This window comes from Neorhizobium galegae (assembly GCF_017877055.1).
GTDB classification, from domain to species: domain Bacteria; phylum Pseudomonadota; class Alphaproteobacteria; order Rhizobiales; family Rhizobiaceae; genus Neorhizobium; species Neorhizobium galegae_D.
In genome coordinates this window covers 100,628-117,051 of sequence record NZ_JAGIPG010000002.1, presented here as the reverse complement: position 1 = coordinate 117,051, position 16,424 = coordinate 100,628, and the positions used below count along the sequence as shown (strand labels likewise).

The following is a 16,424-nucleotide window of genomic DNA, read 5'->3' as shown; positions in this document are numbered from 1 at the left end:
TGTCCGTTTCGCCGCATCTTATAGTCGGCGATCGGCATGGCCGTCGAGGCCTATCAGTCCTTTGCGAGCAGTTCGCGAAGTGCCAGCCGTTTGTAGGTTTCGACCATGGCATCACCTTGGGCGCGCTCGACGGAGATCGCCAGCCGCATTGTCGACGTGCCGAGATACATGACCAGCATGGCTCGGTTGAACAGTTCTTCCGGATGGGCGTGGGGCTGGATATGCGCCAGCGCTGACGCGACGATCACGCCGTTTTCGCGGGCGTCGGCCAGATCGATATCCTGCAAGGCCTTGTCGGCCTGGGCGCCGGACCAGATGTCGCGCATCACGGGTTCGGCGAGGAACAGGCCGTAATAGATGTCGATCAGCTCGCTGAAAGCCTTCGAGAACGTGGCCTCGTTCCGCACCGGCTCCATCGCCTCGCGGATGCAGGTCCGGCCCTCCTCGTTATATCGCTCGGCGAGCGTTCGCACGACCGAGCCCTTGTCGGGGAAGAACTGGTAGAGCGAGCCGATCGGCACGCCTGCCTTTTCCGCCAGTTCGCCCATCTTCATCACGTCGCTGCCGCCACGGGCGATCAACTCCTTGGCCGCCGCCAGAATCCGCTCCACCCGCTCGCGGCTGCGTTTCTGCTGGGGCTGACGGGGCGTTGATACAGAAATTTCCATTGTCTTTCCGAGTCTTGATGTTTGAACGCGAGGAATATTCGCATTTTTCATTGACAGATGCAACATGAGGATTTATCGCTTTTAAACGTGAGGAGAATTCATATTAAAGGAGATCCACACATGGAAAACCCCATTCTCATCATCGGCGGCAAGGGCAAGACCGGTTCGCGGGTTGCAGAGCGCCTGCAGGCATTGAACAGGCCCGTCCGCTACGCCTCCCGCTCCACCGGCTTCGACTGGACGGAGCGCAGCACCTGGGCGCCGGCTTTGGAAGGCGCCTCGGCCGCCTACATCACCTATTACCCGGACCTCGCGGTGAAGGGCGCGCCGAACGATATCCAAGCGCTTGCCACACTGGCGGTATCGCTCGGCGTCAAGCGGCTGGTTCTCCTGTCGGGCCGCGGCGAACCCGAGGCGCAGGAAAGCGAGCAACGGCTGATCGCCTCCGGTGCGGATTGGACCGTGGTCAGGGCGAGCTGGTTCAACCAGAATTTCGACGAGGGACAGCTCTCGCCGATGATCCTTGCCGGCGAACTGGCGCTGCCGGTCAGCACCGTGCGGGAGCCGTTCATCGATGCGGGCGACATCGCCGATGTGGTCGCTGCCGCACTCACCGACCCGCGCCATATCGGCCAGATCTACGAAGTGACGGGTCCGCAGCTTCTGACCTTTGCGGAAGCCGTGGCGGAGATCGGCAAGGCAAGCGGGCGCGATATCGTCTTCCAGACGATCCCGAAAGAGGCTTTCGTGGATGGCCTCAAGCAGGCCGAAGTGCCCGCCGATATCGCGGAATTGCTGCTGGAACTGTTTACCGTCGTGCTTGACGGCCGCAACGAGTATCTGTCGGACGGCGTCATGCGGGCCCTCGGCCGGCCGGCCAAGAGCTTCTCCGATTATGCCCGCGACGCCGCAGACCGCGGCGCCTGGGCATGATGTCAGGCGGGTTTCTTCTTGGTCACGGTCACCGTGCCGGCATCGGCATCGACCACGACCCAGTCGCCGGTCTCGATCACCGAAAGCGGGTCCTGATCGAGTTCGGTGATCGCCGGAACGCGGGTGACGACGGCGCCGAGCGCGATCTTGGTGGTCATCCGCGTAAAGATCATCGCCGCCGGCTGAACGCCGTTCAGCCGCGTCATGTGGAAATAGGCCGACCAGCCGGACGAACCCTTGGCGCCGGGAAAGACGAGAATCTTGCCGGCAAACGAGACGCCGCGCATTTCGTGCCGCCGCTCGATGACCGTGCCCGTGCGCTCATTGATGCCGCCCCAGCCGGAGATCGTTTCGGTGGTGACGAGCGCCTCGCCCTCGGCGCGGCCGGCCACCACCTTGCGGCCTTTGAGTTCGATCGTCTCGGGTTTGGCTTCCGTCGAAATATCCATCAGACCCTCCCGTTCCACTGGCCGGTCAGGGCCGCGTCAACGCAATCGCTGACGGAGCCGAACCAGCCCTGTACGCCGGTGATTGCCGGCAGGTAATGCGCCTGCTTGGCGGAATCGGTGGCGATGACTTTCGTTCCCGCCGGCAGACGGCGGGAAATGGCGGGACAGGTGTCGCTCATGACAACGCCGCCGGCTTCGCGGATAGTGTCGATATAGCCGTTGCGCTCGGCGACCTGTTTGATCGCACGCGGGGTATGGACCCAGAGCTGCACGTCCGAATGGATCTTCCGGTTTTCCAGCATGTGGGCGATCAGCGCCATCTGGTCGATGGAATTGTGCGGACAGCCGAGCATGATGAAATCGACCTTTTTCTCCGTCGAACTCTGCAGCTTCTCATAGGTTTCACGCCGCTCCTTGGCACCGTAGCGGTACGTGCCCTTGACACTGCGACCGCCAAAGGCTTCCTCGATCGAATCCGCTTCCGGCGTGATGCCCGGAATATGGTACATCTCTACCCCGCCGGACGACGCGGCGGCTGCCCCGAAATGCTTGAGCTTGATGAGGTCGGGCTGGCGGCCGGTGCCCTTCAGCACCGGGATCTCCTCGCCAATCACCTCGCCGATATAATAACCGAGCAGGCCCCAATCCATCATGTCGTCGACCTCGATATCGAGCTCGACCAGATGGGTGCCGCGGCGGTTTTCGGTGATATGGAAACCCCAATAGGGAATGCGGCCTGTGAGTGCTGCCGCGCCCGTGCTTTCCTTGCCCTCGACATTGGTGCGGGCGCCCAGCACGGAATTGCAGTAGATGACGGCGGACGATTCCATCCAGGCGCAGTGCTCGCCCTTCACCGGCACGTTGCCCACCTGATAGGGCGTGCAGGTGGCGAACATGTTGACGCCGCGCCGCCCCAGGTATTTCTCGTTGGCGCGCTGCATGTCGACCAGCGACTTGTCGACGCCCTGCAGTTCCCAGTTGTCGTTGTCGATGCCGGTGATCAGCTGGCAGGTATGCGCCACCATATGCGGCACCTCGACCACCTCGTCGCTGTCGAGGTTCAGCTCCGAATAGACGTGCTCCATGCCCTTTTCGGCGATCGCCTGCACCGAGGGGGTCGAGGCGTTGAAGGCGCCGGCGACATTGTTGGTCTCGACCAGCCGTTCGGCGCCGAGCGCTTCGCCGTAGCGGACGAGCAGGTCCATGGCGCGCGCCTTGGCGCGGCCGTGCTCGCCGTCATACATGGCCTTTTCGTGATCTGTCAGATTCATCGGACCCTCCTCACGATGCGGCGCGCGTTTCCGCACCGGTCCAGCGATAATGCTTCTTTTCGACGTTGTCGGAAACCCGCTCGCGCAATGCATCGCGATCGATCTGGTGCACGCTTCCTGTTCCGGCAAGGTCGAGCGCGTTGGCCGCGGCCATGCCCATGGCGATGCAAGGCCCCATGACGCGGATGCTCGAAAGCGCTGCCGAATCCGCATCGACGCAGCGGCCGGCGGCGGCGACGTTGTCGCATTCGTCCGGCGTCAGGCTGCCGAGCGGGATGTAATGGGCATGCTGCTCGTCGAACGTGATCCAGTGGTGGCCGTCGCCGTGATCGTGCAGTTCGATCGGCCAGGCGGTGCGGGCGACCGCATCGTCGAACTTGGTGCCGGCCTTGATCTCGTCGACGGTCAGGTGATGGCTGCCGGCGATCCAGCGGGTCTGGCGGATGCCCGGCAGGCCGAATGAACGGATGCGGGCATTGCCGAAGCATTCCGGAAACTCCGTCTTCAGGAATTCCACGGCGCGGGCCGCCTGATCCTTGCCTTCGAGCGCCTTCTTCGACGCCTCGACCGGATCGAGCGGGGTTTCCACATGGGTCATGTTCATGGCGGCGATGCCGCGACCGGGAATGGTGAAACCGAGGCCTTCGCGGCGGAGCAGGCCATAGTTTGCCGCCTTTTCCTTCATGCGGTCGCCGATCTCGTAGCGGGTCGGCTGCCTGGCTTCGTCGATATTTTCCAGCACCACCATCTGGGTGCCGAAGACCCCGCCCTTTTCCGGCTGGCGGCAGGCAAAACCGGCCTGCCAGACGAGCGCCGCGTCGCCGCTTGCTTCCACCCAGCCGGTCGCCTCGATCGAGACGCCGCCATAGCGGGTCATGAAATCCGTCTGCACGACGCGCCGGCCTTCGACATGCACGTCGAGGATCTGCGCGCCGAGCACGACCTCGATACCGGCGTCCAGAATGCTCTGTTCCATCCAGCGACCGAGGACGACTTCGTCGTAATAAACGACCGTCGTGTTCGGGCCGTGGCGGTAGTAGATGGACTGGTCCTGGCTTTCGAGATGGGCGAGCAGCCTGTCGGCGACGCCATAGGTGAACTGGTAGCCATGCGTGCCGTTCGAAAACAGGCCGCAGAAGGTGGCGATGATCGAGTTGACCGCCTGTCCGCCGAGCGCCGCCTGGCCGTCGACGATGACAACCTTGCGGCCGAGCCTGGCGGCTTCGAGTGCGGCCGAAATCCCGGCAATGCCGGCGCCGACGACGCAGATATCCGCCTTGAGCTTGCGAAACGGCGCCGACTTTTCGCGCCTGACAATCCGCGTTTCCCTGCTCAGCGTTTCCGCCATGGAAGCCTCCCATTGCAATGCCGCACCCTCCCGGCGCCTTGGGGTGATCGTAACCCAAGGCGCATCGCCTTGAACCCGGCAAGTGATGCGATCAGCTTTCTTGTTTCGAGAAAGGTCCCGCTGAAGGATTTCAGCGGTTGGCGTCAGCGAAACCGCGAGCGTGGAGGCGGACAGCTGCGGTGCGTCGGACGACCCCTCAGAACATCGGAATGACCTGATCCGGCACCCCTTCCGCGAACCGTTTCTGCACGTAGGATACGAACTCCGATACCACGACCTTGTTCATCTTGATCCTCGGCACGGAGGCCTTCACCCAGAGCGGCTCGACCGGAAATTCCGGCATCACTTCTTCGAGGAGGCCGCTATCGAGATCCGACTGCGCCAGGAATCTCGGCAGAATCGCCAATCCTAGCCCCTGACGGGCGGCGGCGAGCAGGACGCGGCTGTCATTGGCTGTGAAATTCGAGGTAATTTCCACGTTGAGCGTGCTCGTCTCCATCTGAAAGGTCCAGGTCGTGCCAATCGTATGGAAGGTGATGCAGGCGTGGCCGACCAGTTCCGTCGGCATCTTCGGCAACTTGCGGCTGGCGAGATAATCTCGCGATGCGCAGAGGACGCGCGGATAAGGGCAAAGCGGGTGGTCGATCACATAAGCGTAGGATTGCGGCAGCGCGCCGATCGCCACGTCGAACCCCTCCTCCAGCGGATTGACCGAGCGGTCGATCAGCACAATCTCCATTTTCACCCGCGGGTTGGCCGCCTGGAAGGCGGCGCAGATATCCCCGAAGAACATCGAGGTCAGCGTCGTCGGCGCCTTGATGCGCAGCGAGCCGGTCAGGCCCAGTTCGTGAGTATTGGGTGTGGCCAGCGTCTCCTCGATCTCGCCGACCAGAAGCTGCAGGCGCGGCCTTAGCCGCTCGCCATCGAGCGTCAGGGCCAGACGCCGAGTCGTGCGCACGAAAAGCTGAGTGTTCAGATGCTCTTCGAGCCGCTTGACCCGCTTGGTGATGACCGAGGTCGCGACGCCGAGGTCACGGCCGGCGGCGGAAAAGCTGCCGGCGCGGGCGGTTGCCAGGAATGCGCCGATGTCGAGAAGTATGTTCACTGTCTTTCTCGTTTCGAGAAAAAATCCTAACCGTCATCACGCACATATTTTCCGCGGTTTCGCAACTCCGCCGCGTTCCATAGCCAGCGTCCTAGTTGATTGATCGCCCTCGATGGATCAGCCGCAGCGTGCGCAGTGGAAATCGAACTCCGCCGCGAGTTTCCCGACCGCACGGGTTTCCGAGATGCGCAATGCCATCCACATGGACACCGCCGACCAGGCAGCGCGCATATAGCTGTCGGCGCGGTAGAGGGCTGCATCCGGATCGTTCTGAAGCGCCATCATCTGCCCGCTCAAGAGTTCGAAACCAGAGAGGACCGCGAGAGCACGGTCCGATGCCGCGGGATGTTCCGAGATGTAGGCGTCGATCTCGTCGCGCGCCTTCTCGAGGAAAAGCGCGAGTCCCCGCCCTTCGTCGCGCCAGAGGCGGCGGGTCAGGAAATCGAGCGCCTGCATGCCTGTCGTGCCTTCGTAGATGGTCATGATGCGGGCATCGCGCAGAAATTGTTCGAGCGGCCAGTCGCGGGTGTAACCGACGCCGCCGAGCACCTGGATCGCCGCATTCGCGGTCTCGAAGCCTGCCGCCGCGCCAAAATTCTTGATCAGCGGCAACATCCAGCCGGTGAAATCATCCAGCCCGGATTCAGGCTCCTGTCGGGCGATATCCATGGTCGTGGCGAGTTCGAGAACGGCGGCGCGCAGGATTTCGGTGGAGCTGCGGATGTCATGAAGCTGGCGCTGCACATCCGGATGGCTCGATATCGGCACCGGCGGCTGATCCGGCCGTCCGCCCTGGCGGCGCTCCTTGGCATAGTCCTCGGCGATATCGGCAGCGGCGGACGCGATGCCCAGCCCCTGGCAGCCGGTGAGCAGCCGCATCAGCTCGATCATGGTGAAAAGCTGCGGCAGGCCGCGGCCTTCGCGGCCGAGCATGATGCCCCTGGCGCCTTCGAACCGCATGGCGCAGGTGGGCGAGCCATGCAGGCCCATCTTTTCCTCGATCCGGTCGACCGACACGCCGTTCGGCTGGCCGTCGATCAGGTTCGGCACCAGAAACAGGCTGATGCCGCGCGTGCCCGGCTCTCCGTTGGTGCGGGCGAGCAGGCAATGACCGATGCGATCCGCCATGTCGTGGTCGCCGAAGGAGATCCAGATTTTCTGGCCGGTCACGAACCACTCGCCATCGCGCAGCTCGGCTTTCGTGCGCAGCCGTCCGACATCCGAGCCCGCTTCCGGCTCGGAAATGCAGATCGTCGCGGCCCATTCACCGGCGGCGAGTTTCGGCACCCATTCCTTTGCGGTCACCTCGTCGGCTGCTTCCGCCAGAAGATGGGCTGCCGCACGGGTCGAACCCGCCGCCATCATCAGCGCCACGCAGCCGCGCTCGAAGAGCGGCGCGCAGGCGGCATGCAATGTGAGAGGAACGCCCTGGCCGCCGAATTTTTCCGGAAGATCCATGCCGAGCCAGCCGGCTTCGGCATATTGCCGGAAGGCATCGGCAAAACCGTCAGGCGTCCTCACGCGGCCGTCGACGACCATCGCGCCGATCCGATCGCCGACCGCATTCAGCGGCGCCAGCACGCCTTCGGCAAAACTCGCCGCCTCCTCGACAATCGCCGCGACCGTCTCGTCGTCGCAATCCTCCCGGAGCTCCTTCAGCCGGTGCCAGCCCGGCGTCAGGGCGAGAAGTTCCAGTGTCCGGTCGGCCTGATCCGCGAACGACATGGCCGTCTACCGCGGCTGCATGCGCAGCGCGCCGTCGAGCCGGATCACCTCGCCGTTGATATACTGGTTCTCGACCACGAACCGCACCGCATCGGCAAATTCGCCGGGATCGCCGAGCCGCGACGGGTAGGGAATGGCAGCCGCAAGGCTATCCTGCGCTTCCTGCGGCAGCTCGTAGAGCAGCGGCGTCAGGAAGATGCCGGGCGCCACCGTGTTGACGCGGATGCCGAAGCGGGAAAATTCGCGCGCCGCCGGCAAGGCCAGCGAGACGATGCCGCCCTTGGAGGCCGCATAGGCCGCCTGGCCGATCTGCCCCTCGAAGGCAGCGACGGACGCCGTGTTGACGATGACGCCGCGCGCCTTGTCGTCGCGCTCCGGCAGGCCCGTCATGCGATCGGCCGCAAGCCGCATCATGTTGAACGTGCCGATCAGGTTGACGCGGATCACCCGCTCGAAATCGACAAGCGGCATCGGCCCGTTCTTGCCGACGATGCGCCCCGCAGTGCCGATGCCGGCGCAGTTGACGAGGATGCGCAAGCCGTCGCCAGCTTTCGCCGCCACATCCAAGGCTCTCGCCGCATCATCCTCGCTCGTCACATCTCCCGAGAGCGCCACGCCGCCGATCTCGCCCGCGACCTTTTCGGCAGCGGCCTGGTTGCGGTCGAAGACATGCACCACGGCTCCGAGTTTCGCGAGCAGCCTGGCCGTCGCTTCGCCGAGACCGGATCCGCCGCCTGTGACGACAGCGCTTGTTCCTTCGATCCTCATGCCGCCAACTCCTTGCCAACCTTGATCACGCCGGGCGCATCCGCATACAGTTCCTCGACGAGATCACCGCGATGGGCGAGCACGGCGCGCTGGTTGATCGAGCCCTTGTCGGTCACCTCGCCCTTTTCGAAGCGCAGCGGCTGGGTCATCAGCATCATGCGCATCACCCGCGTCGCCGAACCGCTCGACTGTTTCTGATGTTCCCTCAGCCGTTCGGTGATCGCCGCCCTCACCTTCGGATGGGCAACCACCGCCTCGTCGGACAGGCCGGTTTCGCCGCCGATCAGTTCCCGCAGTGCCGGCATGAAGGGAACCGCCAGCGCCCCGAGCTCGGCCCGGTTCTCGCCGGTGATCACCGCATCGCGGATCAGCCCGCCGAACTGGTTGACGAGTTGGGCGCGCAGCACGCCGACCGCCACCCAGGTGCCGGTCTGCAGCTTGAAGTTTTCCGCCGTGCGTCCGTCGAAATAGAAGCCATTGCGCGGATCGCCGGGGACGGCGAATTTCACCGCGTCGCCGATCCGGTAGAAACCTTCCTCGTCGAAGGCTTCCCTGGTCAGCTTCTCGTTGCGCCAGTAACCGGGGGTGACGTTCGGGCCCTTGAGGCGAAGCTCGTATTTGTCGTCGATCGGCACCAGCTTCATCGTCACGCCCTGGCCGGGCACGCCGATGTTGCCGGGCTTTTCCTGCGGGTCGGTGCAGAAGATCGCGAATGGCGCGGTCTCGGTGGAACCGATGCCGGTGCCGAGCGGCACCTGTTCGCCGATCGTCATCTCGGAAAGCTCGATCAGCGCGTCCCAGGTGTGCTGCGCCATGCCGGCGCCCGCATACATCAAGAGCTTCAGGTCCTTGAAGAAGGTCTTGCGAAGCCCCTCGTCCTCGCGCATCGCCTGGATCAGCATTTCGTAGCCGGCCGGCACGTTGAAATACCAGGTCGGCGAGATTTCCCTCAGGTTGGCGATCGTCTGGGCCATCAGCGCCGGGCTCGGCTTGCCGCGGTCGATGTAATAGGTGCCGCCGTTATAGATGGCGATGTTGAAGACCTTGTTGCCGCTGGCGGTATGGTTCCAGGGCGCCCAGTCGACCAGAACCGGCGGCTCGTCGCGAAAGTAGGAATAGCAGTCGGTGACCATTTCCTGGTTGGAGCAGAGCATCCGCTGGGTCTGGATGACCGCCTTGGGCGAACCGGTCGTGCCCGAGGTGAACAGAAATTTCGCCACTGTATCCGGCCCGACAGTGTCGAAGGCACGGTCCACTGCTTCGGTCGGCTCGGTCCTGAGAATATCGTCGAGGAGATAGGTATTGGGCCGGTCTTCCGGCAGATTGCGCATCCCGGCAAAGGGAATATCCGCGCCGAAAGCCGTATCAACGGCCTTGCGGAAGGCACCCGCATCGTCGGCGAAGATCAGACCGGGGGTGATCTGCTTTGCGATATCGTGCAGCTTTGAAAAATCGGAGGAAATGGTCGCATAGGCCGGCGCAATCGCTGCGGACGGGATGCCGACATGCTGGGCGCCGAGCGCCATCAGCGCATGTTCGATGGAGTTTTCCGAGAGGATGACCAGCGGGTTTTCGGCCGAAAGCTTCATGTCCAGCAGGAACTGGCCGATGCGCCGCACCTGGTCGAGCGCCTCAGCAAAACTCACCCTGCGCCACTCGCCGGTTCCTTCGCGATCCGCCATCCAGGTGCGGTCGGGGGCGGTTTTCGCCCAGTGGATCAGCCGTTCGTTGAGCTTGTCGGGATAGGGACCCAGCGGATCCTCGCGCCAGACCACGAATTCGCCGTTCGGCCGTTCTTCCCAGCCGACCACGGGCGACCACAGCTTTACGTCACGCACAGGTTTTCCGCTCATGACTTCTCCTCCCAGACGTCAATGCTCCCTCTCGGGCTCCCAAAATTTGTTTACAAAGAAACAATCTCCATGTAAACGATCAAAAACTGAAGACGGGCTGGGGAGCGTCCGTTGCTGGAGGAGAATGCATAGATGGCCGATCAGACGGCAACCAGCTTCGTGACCTATGAGCTCAAGGGCAATGTTGCCCATATAGGTCTCAACCGTCCGGAAAAGCGCAATGCGATCAGCGACCGTTTCGTCGAAACGATCGCAGAGACCGTGGCGCGGGCCGAAAGCGAGGCGAAAGCCGTCGTTCTTTTCGGCCATGGCGACCATTTCTGCGCCGGGCTCGATCTTGCCGAACATGTGAAGAAAACGCCGATCCAGGGCGTGCATGGTTCGCGCCGGTGGCATGCGGTGTTTGCCGGTATCGAGCACGGCACGATTCCGTGGATCTCGGCCTTGCACGGCGCGGTCGTCGGCGGCGGCCTCGAACTGGCGGCCTCCACTCATATCCGCGTTGCCGACAAGTCCGCCTTTTTCGCGCTGCCGGAAGGCCAGCGCGGCATCTTCGTCGGCGGCGGCGGCTCGGTGCGCGCGGCGCGGCTGATGGGTGTCGCCCGCATGACCGACATGATGCTGACCGGCCGCGTCGCTTCGGCGGAAGAGGCCGAGCGCTGGAACCTGGCGCAGTACGTCGTCGAAAAGGGCATGGCCCGGCAGAAGGCGCATGAGCTTGCGGAAGCAGCCGCCAGCAACGCCGAAATTTCCAACTACGCCGTCATCAACGCCCTGCCGCGTATCCAGGACATGGCGAAAGAAGACGGACTTTTCGTCGAATCCTTCATCGCCTCCTTCACCGCCACCAGCCCGGAGGCCGAAGAGCGTCTGCGCGCCTTCCTGGAAAAACGCGCCGCAAGGCTGAAGGCGCCTGGTTCGGCATAAGGGGAAACGCCCATGGACATGCCGATCCGCACGGCAGACGAGGTCGATCTCGACCGGCTCAATTCGGCGCTCGGCTTCCTGATGCGGCTGGCGCAGCTCAAGATCTACGAGCGTTTTTTCGAAGAGGTCGGGGAACATAATCTGAAGCCGGGAGAATTCTCCGTTCTTTGGGTCATTCTCCACAATCCCGGCATCCGGCAGAGCGTGCTCGGCCAGCGGCTGATGATCAAGCGGGCCCATATGACCAAGCTGATCCGGGCGCTGGAGGACCAGAACCTGGTTTCCCGAAAAATCCCGGATGGCGATCGCCGAGCCGTAGAGATCACGCTGACCCCGGAAGCGGTCACGAGGGTCGAGCAGGCAAGCCAGTGGTTCTTTAGCTACGAAGCGTCGGTCGGTGCCAATCTTACCGCTGGCGAGCGCCAGCAACTGACGGCCCTCCTGCAGAAATTCGTAGGCCTGGGCTGAATTTAAGGATCGGGAGGAGCGGACCTTGAACATCGACGAGCTGATCGCAATCGACATCCACACCCATGCGGAAGAGCCCTGCTGCGGCCCGCGTGACGACGGTTACGACGAATTCCAGGCTGGCATGGCCAAATATTTCAAGAACCCGGCCGGCCACAAGGGCATGCTGCCGACGGTGAACGAGACCGCCGTCTATTACCGCGAACGCAAGATCGGCTGCGTGATCTTCCCGGTCGATGCGGAGCGCGAGACCGGCTTTCGCCGCTACAACAACGAAGAAGTGGCGATGATCGCCGCCGAAAACAGCGACATCATGATCCCGTTCGCCTCGATCGACCCGGCCAAGGGCAAGCTGGGCGCCCGCGAGGCGCGCCGGCTGGTGCGGGAATTCGGCGTCAAGGGCTTCAAGTTCCACCCCACCATGCAGGCCTTCTATCCGAACGACCGGATGGCATATCCGCTCTACGAGGCGATTGCCGAAGAAGGCGCGATCACGCTGTTCCATACCGGCCAGACCGGCGTCGGCGCCGGCATGCGCGGCGGCATGAACATGCGGCTGAAATATTCGAACCCGATATATCTCGATGATGTGGCGGCGGATTTTCCCGACATGCCGATTATCCTGGCACATCCCTCCTTCCCCTGGCAGGAGGAGGCGCTTTCGGTCGCGACCCACAAGCCGAACGTCTATATCGACATGTCCGGCTGGTCTCCAAAGTACTTTCCGCAGATCCTGATCCAGTACGCCAACTCGATCCTGAAGCACAAAATGCTGTTCGGCTCGGACTGGCCGGCGATCACGCCTGACCGCTGGATGGCGGATTTTGCAGCGATCTCGATCAAGGACGAGGTGCGGCCGCTGATCCTCAAGGAAAACGCCCGCAAGCTTTTGAAGATTTAGAGTTTCTCCGTCATGCTCGGGCCGTCCCGAGCATCTGGGAACGTTCAATTCATGGGCGTGGCAGATCCTCGGCACAAGGCCGAGGATGACGGCGAGTACCCTTGAGAGGCTTGTAACTCAAGCCGGAACGAAGCTCTTCCGCAAGACCAGCTCGGGGATGACCCGCTCGTAACCCGGCGAAGCGTCCGGGTTTTCGAGGCGTCGTTCCAGAAGCTCGACAGCCCGCAGCGCCATGGTGATTGGGTCCTGGCGGAAGGTTGTGAGGCCATAACTCAGCCAGGCCGCCTCCGGCACGTCGTCGAAGCCGATCACCGCTACGTCTTCGGGGATGCGCAGCTTCGCCTCGATGCGGATGAAATCCATCACCCCGAAGGCGATCTGGTCGTTGGCGCAGAAGATGGCGTCCGGGTGTTCGCTGCCGGCAAAAAGCTCGCGGGCGGCGGCGATGCCGCTGTCGTAGTCGGAATCCGGCCCACCGGCGGACTGCACTTCGGCGCCGAGCGACCGCGCGGCCGACAGGAAGGCCGTTTCACGCTCGGCGATGCTCGGAGTCCCCGATTGCGAGCCGACCACGGCGAGCCGCCGCCGGCCGGCATCGAAAAAGGCATTGGCGGCTTTGCGCGAGGCCTCGGAATTACCGGCGCGGACATGATCGGCATCCGGTTCCGAACGGCCGATCACTACCAGCGGCTGGCCGTTGCGCTGGGCAAGCTCGAAGAAGCTTGCCGGCGGCGATCCGGACAGGATGATCGTCGCCTCGGCGCGATGACCGATCAGCATTTTCTGGGCGGCCAGCAATTCCTCTTCCGCCTGGCCGGTATTGATGAGGATCGGGATGCTGCCACGCTGGATCAGCGCCTTGGCGAGCGCCGCCGTCAGATGGGCGCGAAAGCCAAGCTCCGGCTTGGTGGCGACGATGCCGACAAGCCGGCTCTGGTTGGCGAGCACGCCGCGCGCGAGGTCGTTGACGTGGTAACCGAGCTCTTCCGCCGCCCGCAGCACCTTTTCCCGCGTTGCCGGCGCAACGCTTGCGCCCGGCGTAAACGTGCGGGAGACGGCCGAACGGGAGACGCCGGCAAGGCGGGCGACCTGTTCGGCGCTGACAAAGCGCATGCGTTTCTCGTCCTTCATGCTTTCCTCAATGCCCTACGCGCGAAAGGACGTCCGCCTTCAGGAATCGCTCCACGATCAACATGAACACCAGAGAGGGAACGAGGAGCAAGAGGGCGGTGATCGATGCGATCTGATAATTGCCACCGGCAGCCGTCGTATAGAGCAGCAGCGGCAGCATGTTCACATCCGGCGCGCCGACGAAATAGCTGCCGGTGAACTCGTCGAGCGATTCCAGGAAAACGAAGACGGCGCTCGCCATCAGGCCGGGCGCCGCAAGCGGCAGCGTCACGTCCATGAAGGTGCGCATCGCGCCGGCGCCGATATTGCGTGCCGCCAGTTCCAGCTCTGCATCGATCGCCGAAAAGGCGGCTGTTGCGATCCAGACAGCGTAGACGAGGCCGTGCGAGACATGCACCAGCACGACGCCCGGGATCGTGCCGTTGAGCCTGATCTCGTAGAAGATACGGGCGATGTTCACGTAGACAGTCAGGTTCGGAAAGGCCTGCGGAATGAGGAAGGCGAGCAGGATGAGGCCACGGAACGGCAGTTTCAGCCGGGCCAGCGCGTAACCGGCCGGGATCGCCAGAACCAACGAGACCACGACCGTCAGCAGCGCCACGACCAGCGAATTGGTGAGCGATTGCATCGCCCCGCCGCGCGGCGCGAACACTTTTGCCCAGGAGCTGAAGCCGTATTCCAACGGCAGGCTGTAGGGGAAATACCACTTCTCCGCCACCGTCCATAGGACGAGGTTGAACAGCGGCCCGAAGATGAAGAAGGCCATCAGCCCGAAGATGATGCCGCGCGGCACCCACCAGAGAGCAGCGAGCGGATTGCGGCGAGCGGGATTGCGGGCGGCTGTCATGCGCGCTCCTTGAGGCTGGCGCGCAGGTAGATCCATGCGACGGATCCGGCGAGCACGAGCGAGATCAGGCCGAGCGCATTGGCGACGCCGTAATCCCCGTAGGAATTGACCCGAAAGGCGATATCGGCGGTCAGCATGGTCGGCGACTGGGCGTTGATCATCAGCGGCACCGAGAGAACCGACATCATGGTGACGAAGGAGAGGATGAGGCCGACCGTCAGCGTCATCGCCACCTGCGGCACGACGATCTCGACGAGCAGCCGCAGCCGCGAGGCGCCGAGATTGCGGGCCGCTTCGATCGTATCGCGATTGATGGAAGCCATGGCGCCGGCGACGAGCAGCGCCACAAACGGCGTCTGCTTCCAGACGAAGGCGATGACGATGCCGCGCCAATCGAGGAAGCTCACCGCATCGAGCGGCGTCAAAAGGCCGAGATTGATGAAAGTATTGTTCATCATGCCGTTCTTGGAAAGGAACGTCCGCAGGATCTGGCCGACGACGATGAAGGGGATGAACATCGGCCAGCGGTAGAGCCAGCGCAGGATTGCGACCGCCACCGGATGTTCGCCGAGCGTCAGGTAACCGCCGATCGCGATCGAGGCGATGCCGATCAGCACCGTCGACAGGCTGACGATCACAACGGTGAAGATGATGTCCTTGGTATAGAGGTCGAAGGTCTTGATGAAATTGCCCCAGCCGAAAGCCTCCTCCACCTGGAAGGCGCCGACCGCCGACATGATCAGCGGCAGGATGAAGAGGAAGGCGATCACCGCGAGTGCCGGCAGCACAAGGAGGAGACCGAGAAGGCGTTTTGGCATGGTTCGACCGTTCTTGAAGTGAAATGCTCCCCGTGCTGAACTACGGGGAGCAGGTTCGTGGAGTGCGATTACTTCACGGACTTCTCATAGGCTTCGAGGATCGCGGTGTTGTAGGGAGCGATCGGGAAGGGCTTGCCCTTGGCAGCAAGATCGGCCGGCGAGATGTCGACGAACAGCTTGTTCCAAGTGGCGTCGTCCAGTTCCTTCTTGACGTTGTCGGCGTCGATGCCCGGATACCAGTTGAAGCGCTTGACGATGCCTTCGGCCTGGACCTTCGGGCTGGTGGCGAGAGCGATGAACTTCTCGGCCAGCGCCTTGTGGGCGGCCTTTTCCGGCATGACGTAGTGCATCGGCTGGCCGGGCATGCCCGGAGCCGGCAGGACGAGCTTCATGGTCGGGGGAAGCTGGCCGCTGGCCTGCCAGGAGTAGAACATGTCGACCCAGACCGGGCCCATGGCGATTTCGCCGCGCGACAGCAGGTCGAGCGTGCCGGCATTGCCGGGCGTCAGCGTCGCATTGGTCGTGAAATCGGCGAGGCTTTTGAAGGCCGCATCCCACTTCTTGGTTTCTTCTTCCTTGAACGGGCCGTTCATCAGGATGTTGGCGTCGCCGCCGCCGAAGGCGTAAATCCAGCCCATGACGAAGGAAACGCCGGAGGCGCCACCCTTGATGCCGTTGTAACCGAACTGCTTCGGATGAGCCTTGGCCCAGTCTGCGAGTTCGGTATAGGACTTCGGCGGGTTCGGAACCAGCGCGGGGTTATAGGCGATCGCGGTTTGGCTGTTGAACATCGGCATGACGTAGCCGTCGACATTGGCGCCGAGCGCCATCTTGGCATTGCCGCGGGACACCAGCTTGCCGGTGTCGATATCAGCGCGGTACTTGTCGAGGTAGTTCTTGGTGACCATCGGGCCAACGAACTTCTCATGCACGACGGCGACGTCGAAATCCCAGGCCGGGACGTTGGCGGCAGCCTGAGCGTCAAAGCGCTCGAGGATCTTCTGCGAGCCGGCGTCGCCGGGGCCGGTGCCGACGGCGCGAACGGTGTTGCCCGGATAGGTCTTTTCGAAAAGCGGGCCGAGATACTGGTTGATGTAGTCGACCATGTTCTGGTCGCCGGCGGTCGCGACCGTCAGCTCTTCGGCATGAACCGGGAGGGCTGCGAAAGCGACGGCGAAGGCGGCGTAAGACATCTTCTTCATGGGTGCTTCT

The 16,424-nt window shown here is 63.1% G+C and carries 16 protein-coding genes; 4 read left to right on the top strand and 12 right to left on the bottom strand.

Features of this window, described 5'->3' with window-relative positions; all coding sequences use genetic code 11:
* Nucleotides 1–53: 53 nt before the first annotated feature.
* Nucleotides 54–668, bottom strand: coding sequence for a TetR/AcrR family transcriptional regulator (locus tag J2857_RS10800; protein ID WP_210010212.1), 615 nt, complete (start codon nt 666–668; stop codon nt 54–56).
* 120 nt (nt 669–788) lie between these two features.
* Here J2857_RS10800 and J2857_RS10795 point away from each other — a divergent pair, with 120 nt between their 5' ends.
* The gene (locus J2857_RS10795; RefSeq protein WP_210010211.1) at nt 789–1,601 is read left to right on the top strand and encodes an NmrA family NAD(P)-binding protein; all 813 of its coding nucleotides are present in this window, start codon (nt 789–791) and stop codon (nt 1,599–1,601) included.
* A gap of 2 nt (nt 1,602–1,603) precedes the next feature.
* Here the strand turns inward: J2857_RS10795 and J2857_RS10790 are convergent, their stop codons facing one another.
* The 7 genes from J2857_RS10790 to J2857_RS10760 form a co-directional block, all read right to left on the bottom strand.
* Nucleotides 1,604–2,050 carry an aconitase X swivel domain-containing protein gene (locus tag J2857_RS10790; RefSeq protein WP_210010210.1) on the bottom strand — a complete coding sequence of 149 codons (447 nt, stop codon included), beginning with the start codon at nt 2,048–2,050 and terminating at the stop codon, nt 1,604–1,606.
* Nucleotides 2,050–3,321 (bottom strand): aconitase X, encoded by a 1,272-nt coding sequence (locus J2857_RS10785; protein WP_210010209.1) that lies wholly within the window; start codon nt 3,319–3,321, stop codon nt 2,050–2,052. Before J2857_RS10785 ends, J2857_RS10790 begins: the two co-directional genes overlap by 1 nt.
* A 10-nt stretch (nt 3,322–3,331) precedes the next feature.
* Entirely contained in the window at nt 3,332–4,669 is a 1,338-nt protein-coding gene (locus J2857_RS10780) for an FAD-dependent oxidoreductase (RefSeq protein ID WP_210010208.1), read from the bottom strand.
* Nucleotides 4,670–4,865: 196 nt separating this feature from the next.
* The gene (locus J2857_RS10775) at nt 4,866–5,774 is read right to left on the bottom strand and encodes a LysR family transcriptional regulator (RefSeq protein ID WP_046602803.1); all 909 of its coding nucleotides are present in this window, start codon (nt 5,772–5,774) and stop codon (nt 4,866–4,868) included.
* A gap of 117 nt (nt 5,775–5,891) precedes the next feature.
* A complete protein-coding gene (locus tag J2857_RS10770) occupies nt 5,892–7,499 on the bottom strand; it encodes an acyl-CoA dehydrogenase family protein (protein ID WP_245363290.1) in 1,608 nt (535 codons plus the stop codon).
* Between the two features lie 6 nt (nt 7,500–7,505).
* Nucleotides 7,506–8,267, bottom strand: coding sequence for an SDR family NAD(P)-dependent oxidoreductase (locus J2857_RS10765; RefSeq protein WP_210010207.1), 762 nt, complete (start codon nt 8,265–8,267; stop codon nt 7,506–7,508).
* Complete coding sequence (locus J2857_RS10760) at nt 8,264–10,120, bottom strand: feruloyl-CoA synthase (RefSeq protein WP_210010206.1); 1,857 nt, start codon at nt 10,118–10,120, stop codon at nt 8,264–8,266. The genes J2857_RS10765 and J2857_RS10760 overlap by 4 nt, the downstream gene beginning before the upstream one ends.
* A 132-nt stretch (nt 10,121–10,252) precedes the next feature.
* Between J2857_RS10760 and J2857_RS10755 the strand changes: the two genes are divergently transcribed.
* From J2857_RS10755 to J2857_RS10745, 3 genes are read left to right on the top strand one after another with little or no spacing between them, the layout of a single operon-like run.
* Nucleotides 10,253–11,047, top strand: coding sequence for a crotonase/enoyl-CoA hydratase family protein (locus J2857_RS10755; RefSeq protein WP_037086414.1), 795 nt, complete (start codon nt 10,253–10,255; stop codon nt 11,045–11,047).
* A gap of 12 nt (nt 11,048–11,059) precedes the next feature.
* Nucleotides 11,060–11,515, top strand: coding sequence for a MarR family winged helix-turn-helix transcriptional regulator (locus J2857_RS10750; protein WP_210010205.1), 456 nt, complete (start codon nt 11,060–11,062; stop codon nt 11,513–11,515).
* A gap of 25 nt (nt 11,516–11,540) precedes the next feature.
* Entirely contained in the window at nt 11,541–12,416 is an 876-nt protein-coding gene (locus tag J2857_RS10745) for an amidohydrolase family protein (RefSeq protein ID WP_210010204.1), read from the top strand.
* A gap of 117 nt (nt 12,417–12,533) precedes the next feature.
* Here J2857_RS10745 and J2857_RS10740 read toward each other — a convergent pair whose 3' ends face one another.
* The 4 genes from J2857_RS10740 to J2857_RS10725 form a co-directional block, all read right to left on the bottom strand.
* Complete coding sequence (locus tag J2857_RS10740; RefSeq protein ID WP_210010203.1) at nt 12,534–13,547, bottom strand: LacI family DNA-binding transcriptional regulator; 1,014 nt, start codon at nt 13,545–13,547, stop codon at nt 12,534–12,536.
* Between the two features lie 7 nt (nt 13,548–13,554).
* Entirely contained in the window at nt 13,555–14,394 is an 840-nt protein-coding gene (locus tag J2857_RS10735; protein ID WP_210010202.1) for an ABC transporter permease, read from the bottom strand.
* A complete protein-coding gene (locus tag J2857_RS10730) occupies nt 14,391–15,212 on the bottom strand; it encodes an ABC transporter permease (RefSeq protein WP_210010201.1) in 822 nt (273 codons plus the stop codon). Before J2857_RS10730 ends, J2857_RS10735 begins: the two co-directional genes overlap by 4 nt.
* A 68-nt stretch (nt 15,213–15,280) precedes the next feature.
* Entirely contained in the window at nt 15,281–16,414 is a 1,134-nt protein-coding gene (locus J2857_RS10725) for an extracellular solute-binding protein (RefSeq protein WP_210010200.1), read from the bottom strand.
* Nucleotides 16,415–16,424 lie beyond the last annotated feature (10 nt).

Bases quoted from the DNA above. Each gene is read 5' to 3' on its own strand.
- J2857_RS10800 (WP_210010212.1), bottom strand. From the start codon at position 668: ATGGAAATTTCTGTATCAACGCCCCGTCAGCCCCAGCAGAAACGCAGC.
- J2857_RS10795 (WP_210010211.1), top strand. From the start codon at position 789: ATGGAAAACCCCATTCTCATCATCGGCGGCAAGGGCAAGACCGGTTCG.
- J2857_RS10790 (WP_210010210.1), bottom strand. From the start codon at position 2,050: ATGGATATTTCGACGGAAGCCAAACCCGAGACGATCGAACTCAAAGGC.
- J2857_RS10785 (WP_210010209.1), bottom strand. From the start codon at position 3,321: ATGAATCTGACAGATCACGAAAAGGCCATGTATGACGGCGAGCACGGC.
- J2857_RS10780 (WP_210010208.1), bottom strand. From the start codon at position 4,669: ATGGCGGAAACGCTGAGCAGGGAAACGCGGATTGTCAGGCGCGAAAAG.
- J2857_RS10770 (WP_245363290.1), bottom strand. From the start codon at position 7,499: ATGTCGTTCGCGGATCAGGCCGACCGGACACTGGAACTTCTCGCCCTG.
- J2857_RS10765 (WP_210010207.1), bottom strand. From the start codon at position 8,267: ATGAGGATCGAAGGAACAAGCGCTGTCGTCACAGGCGGCGGATCCGGT.
- J2857_RS10760 (WP_210010206.1), bottom strand. From the start codon at position 10,120: ATGAGCGGAAAACCTGTGCGTGACGTAAAGCTGTGGTCGCCCGTGGTC.
- J2857_RS10755 (WP_037086414.1), top strand. From the start codon at position 10,253: ATGGCCGATCAGACGGCAACCAGCTTCGTGACCTATGAGCTCAAGGGC.
- J2857_RS10750 (WP_210010205.1), top strand. From the start codon at position 11,060: ATGGACATGCCGATCCGCACGGCAGACGAGGTCGATCTCGACCGGCTC.
- J2857_RS10740 (WP_210010203.1), bottom strand. From the start codon at position 13,547: ATGAAGGACGAGAAACGCATGCGCTTTGTCAGCGCCGAACAGGTCGCC.
- J2857_RS10735 (WP_210010202.1), bottom strand. From the start codon at position 14,394: ATGACAGCCGCCCGCAATCCCGCTCGCCGCAATCCGCTCGCTGCTCTC.
- J2857_RS10730 (WP_210010201.1), bottom strand. From the start codon at position 15,212: ATGCCAAAACGCCTTCTCGGTCTCCTCCTTGTGCTGCCGGCACTCGCG.
- J2857_RS10725 (WP_210010200.1), bottom strand. From the start codon at position 16,414: ATGAAGAAGATGTCTTACGCCGCCTTCGCCGTCGCTTTCGCAGCCCTC.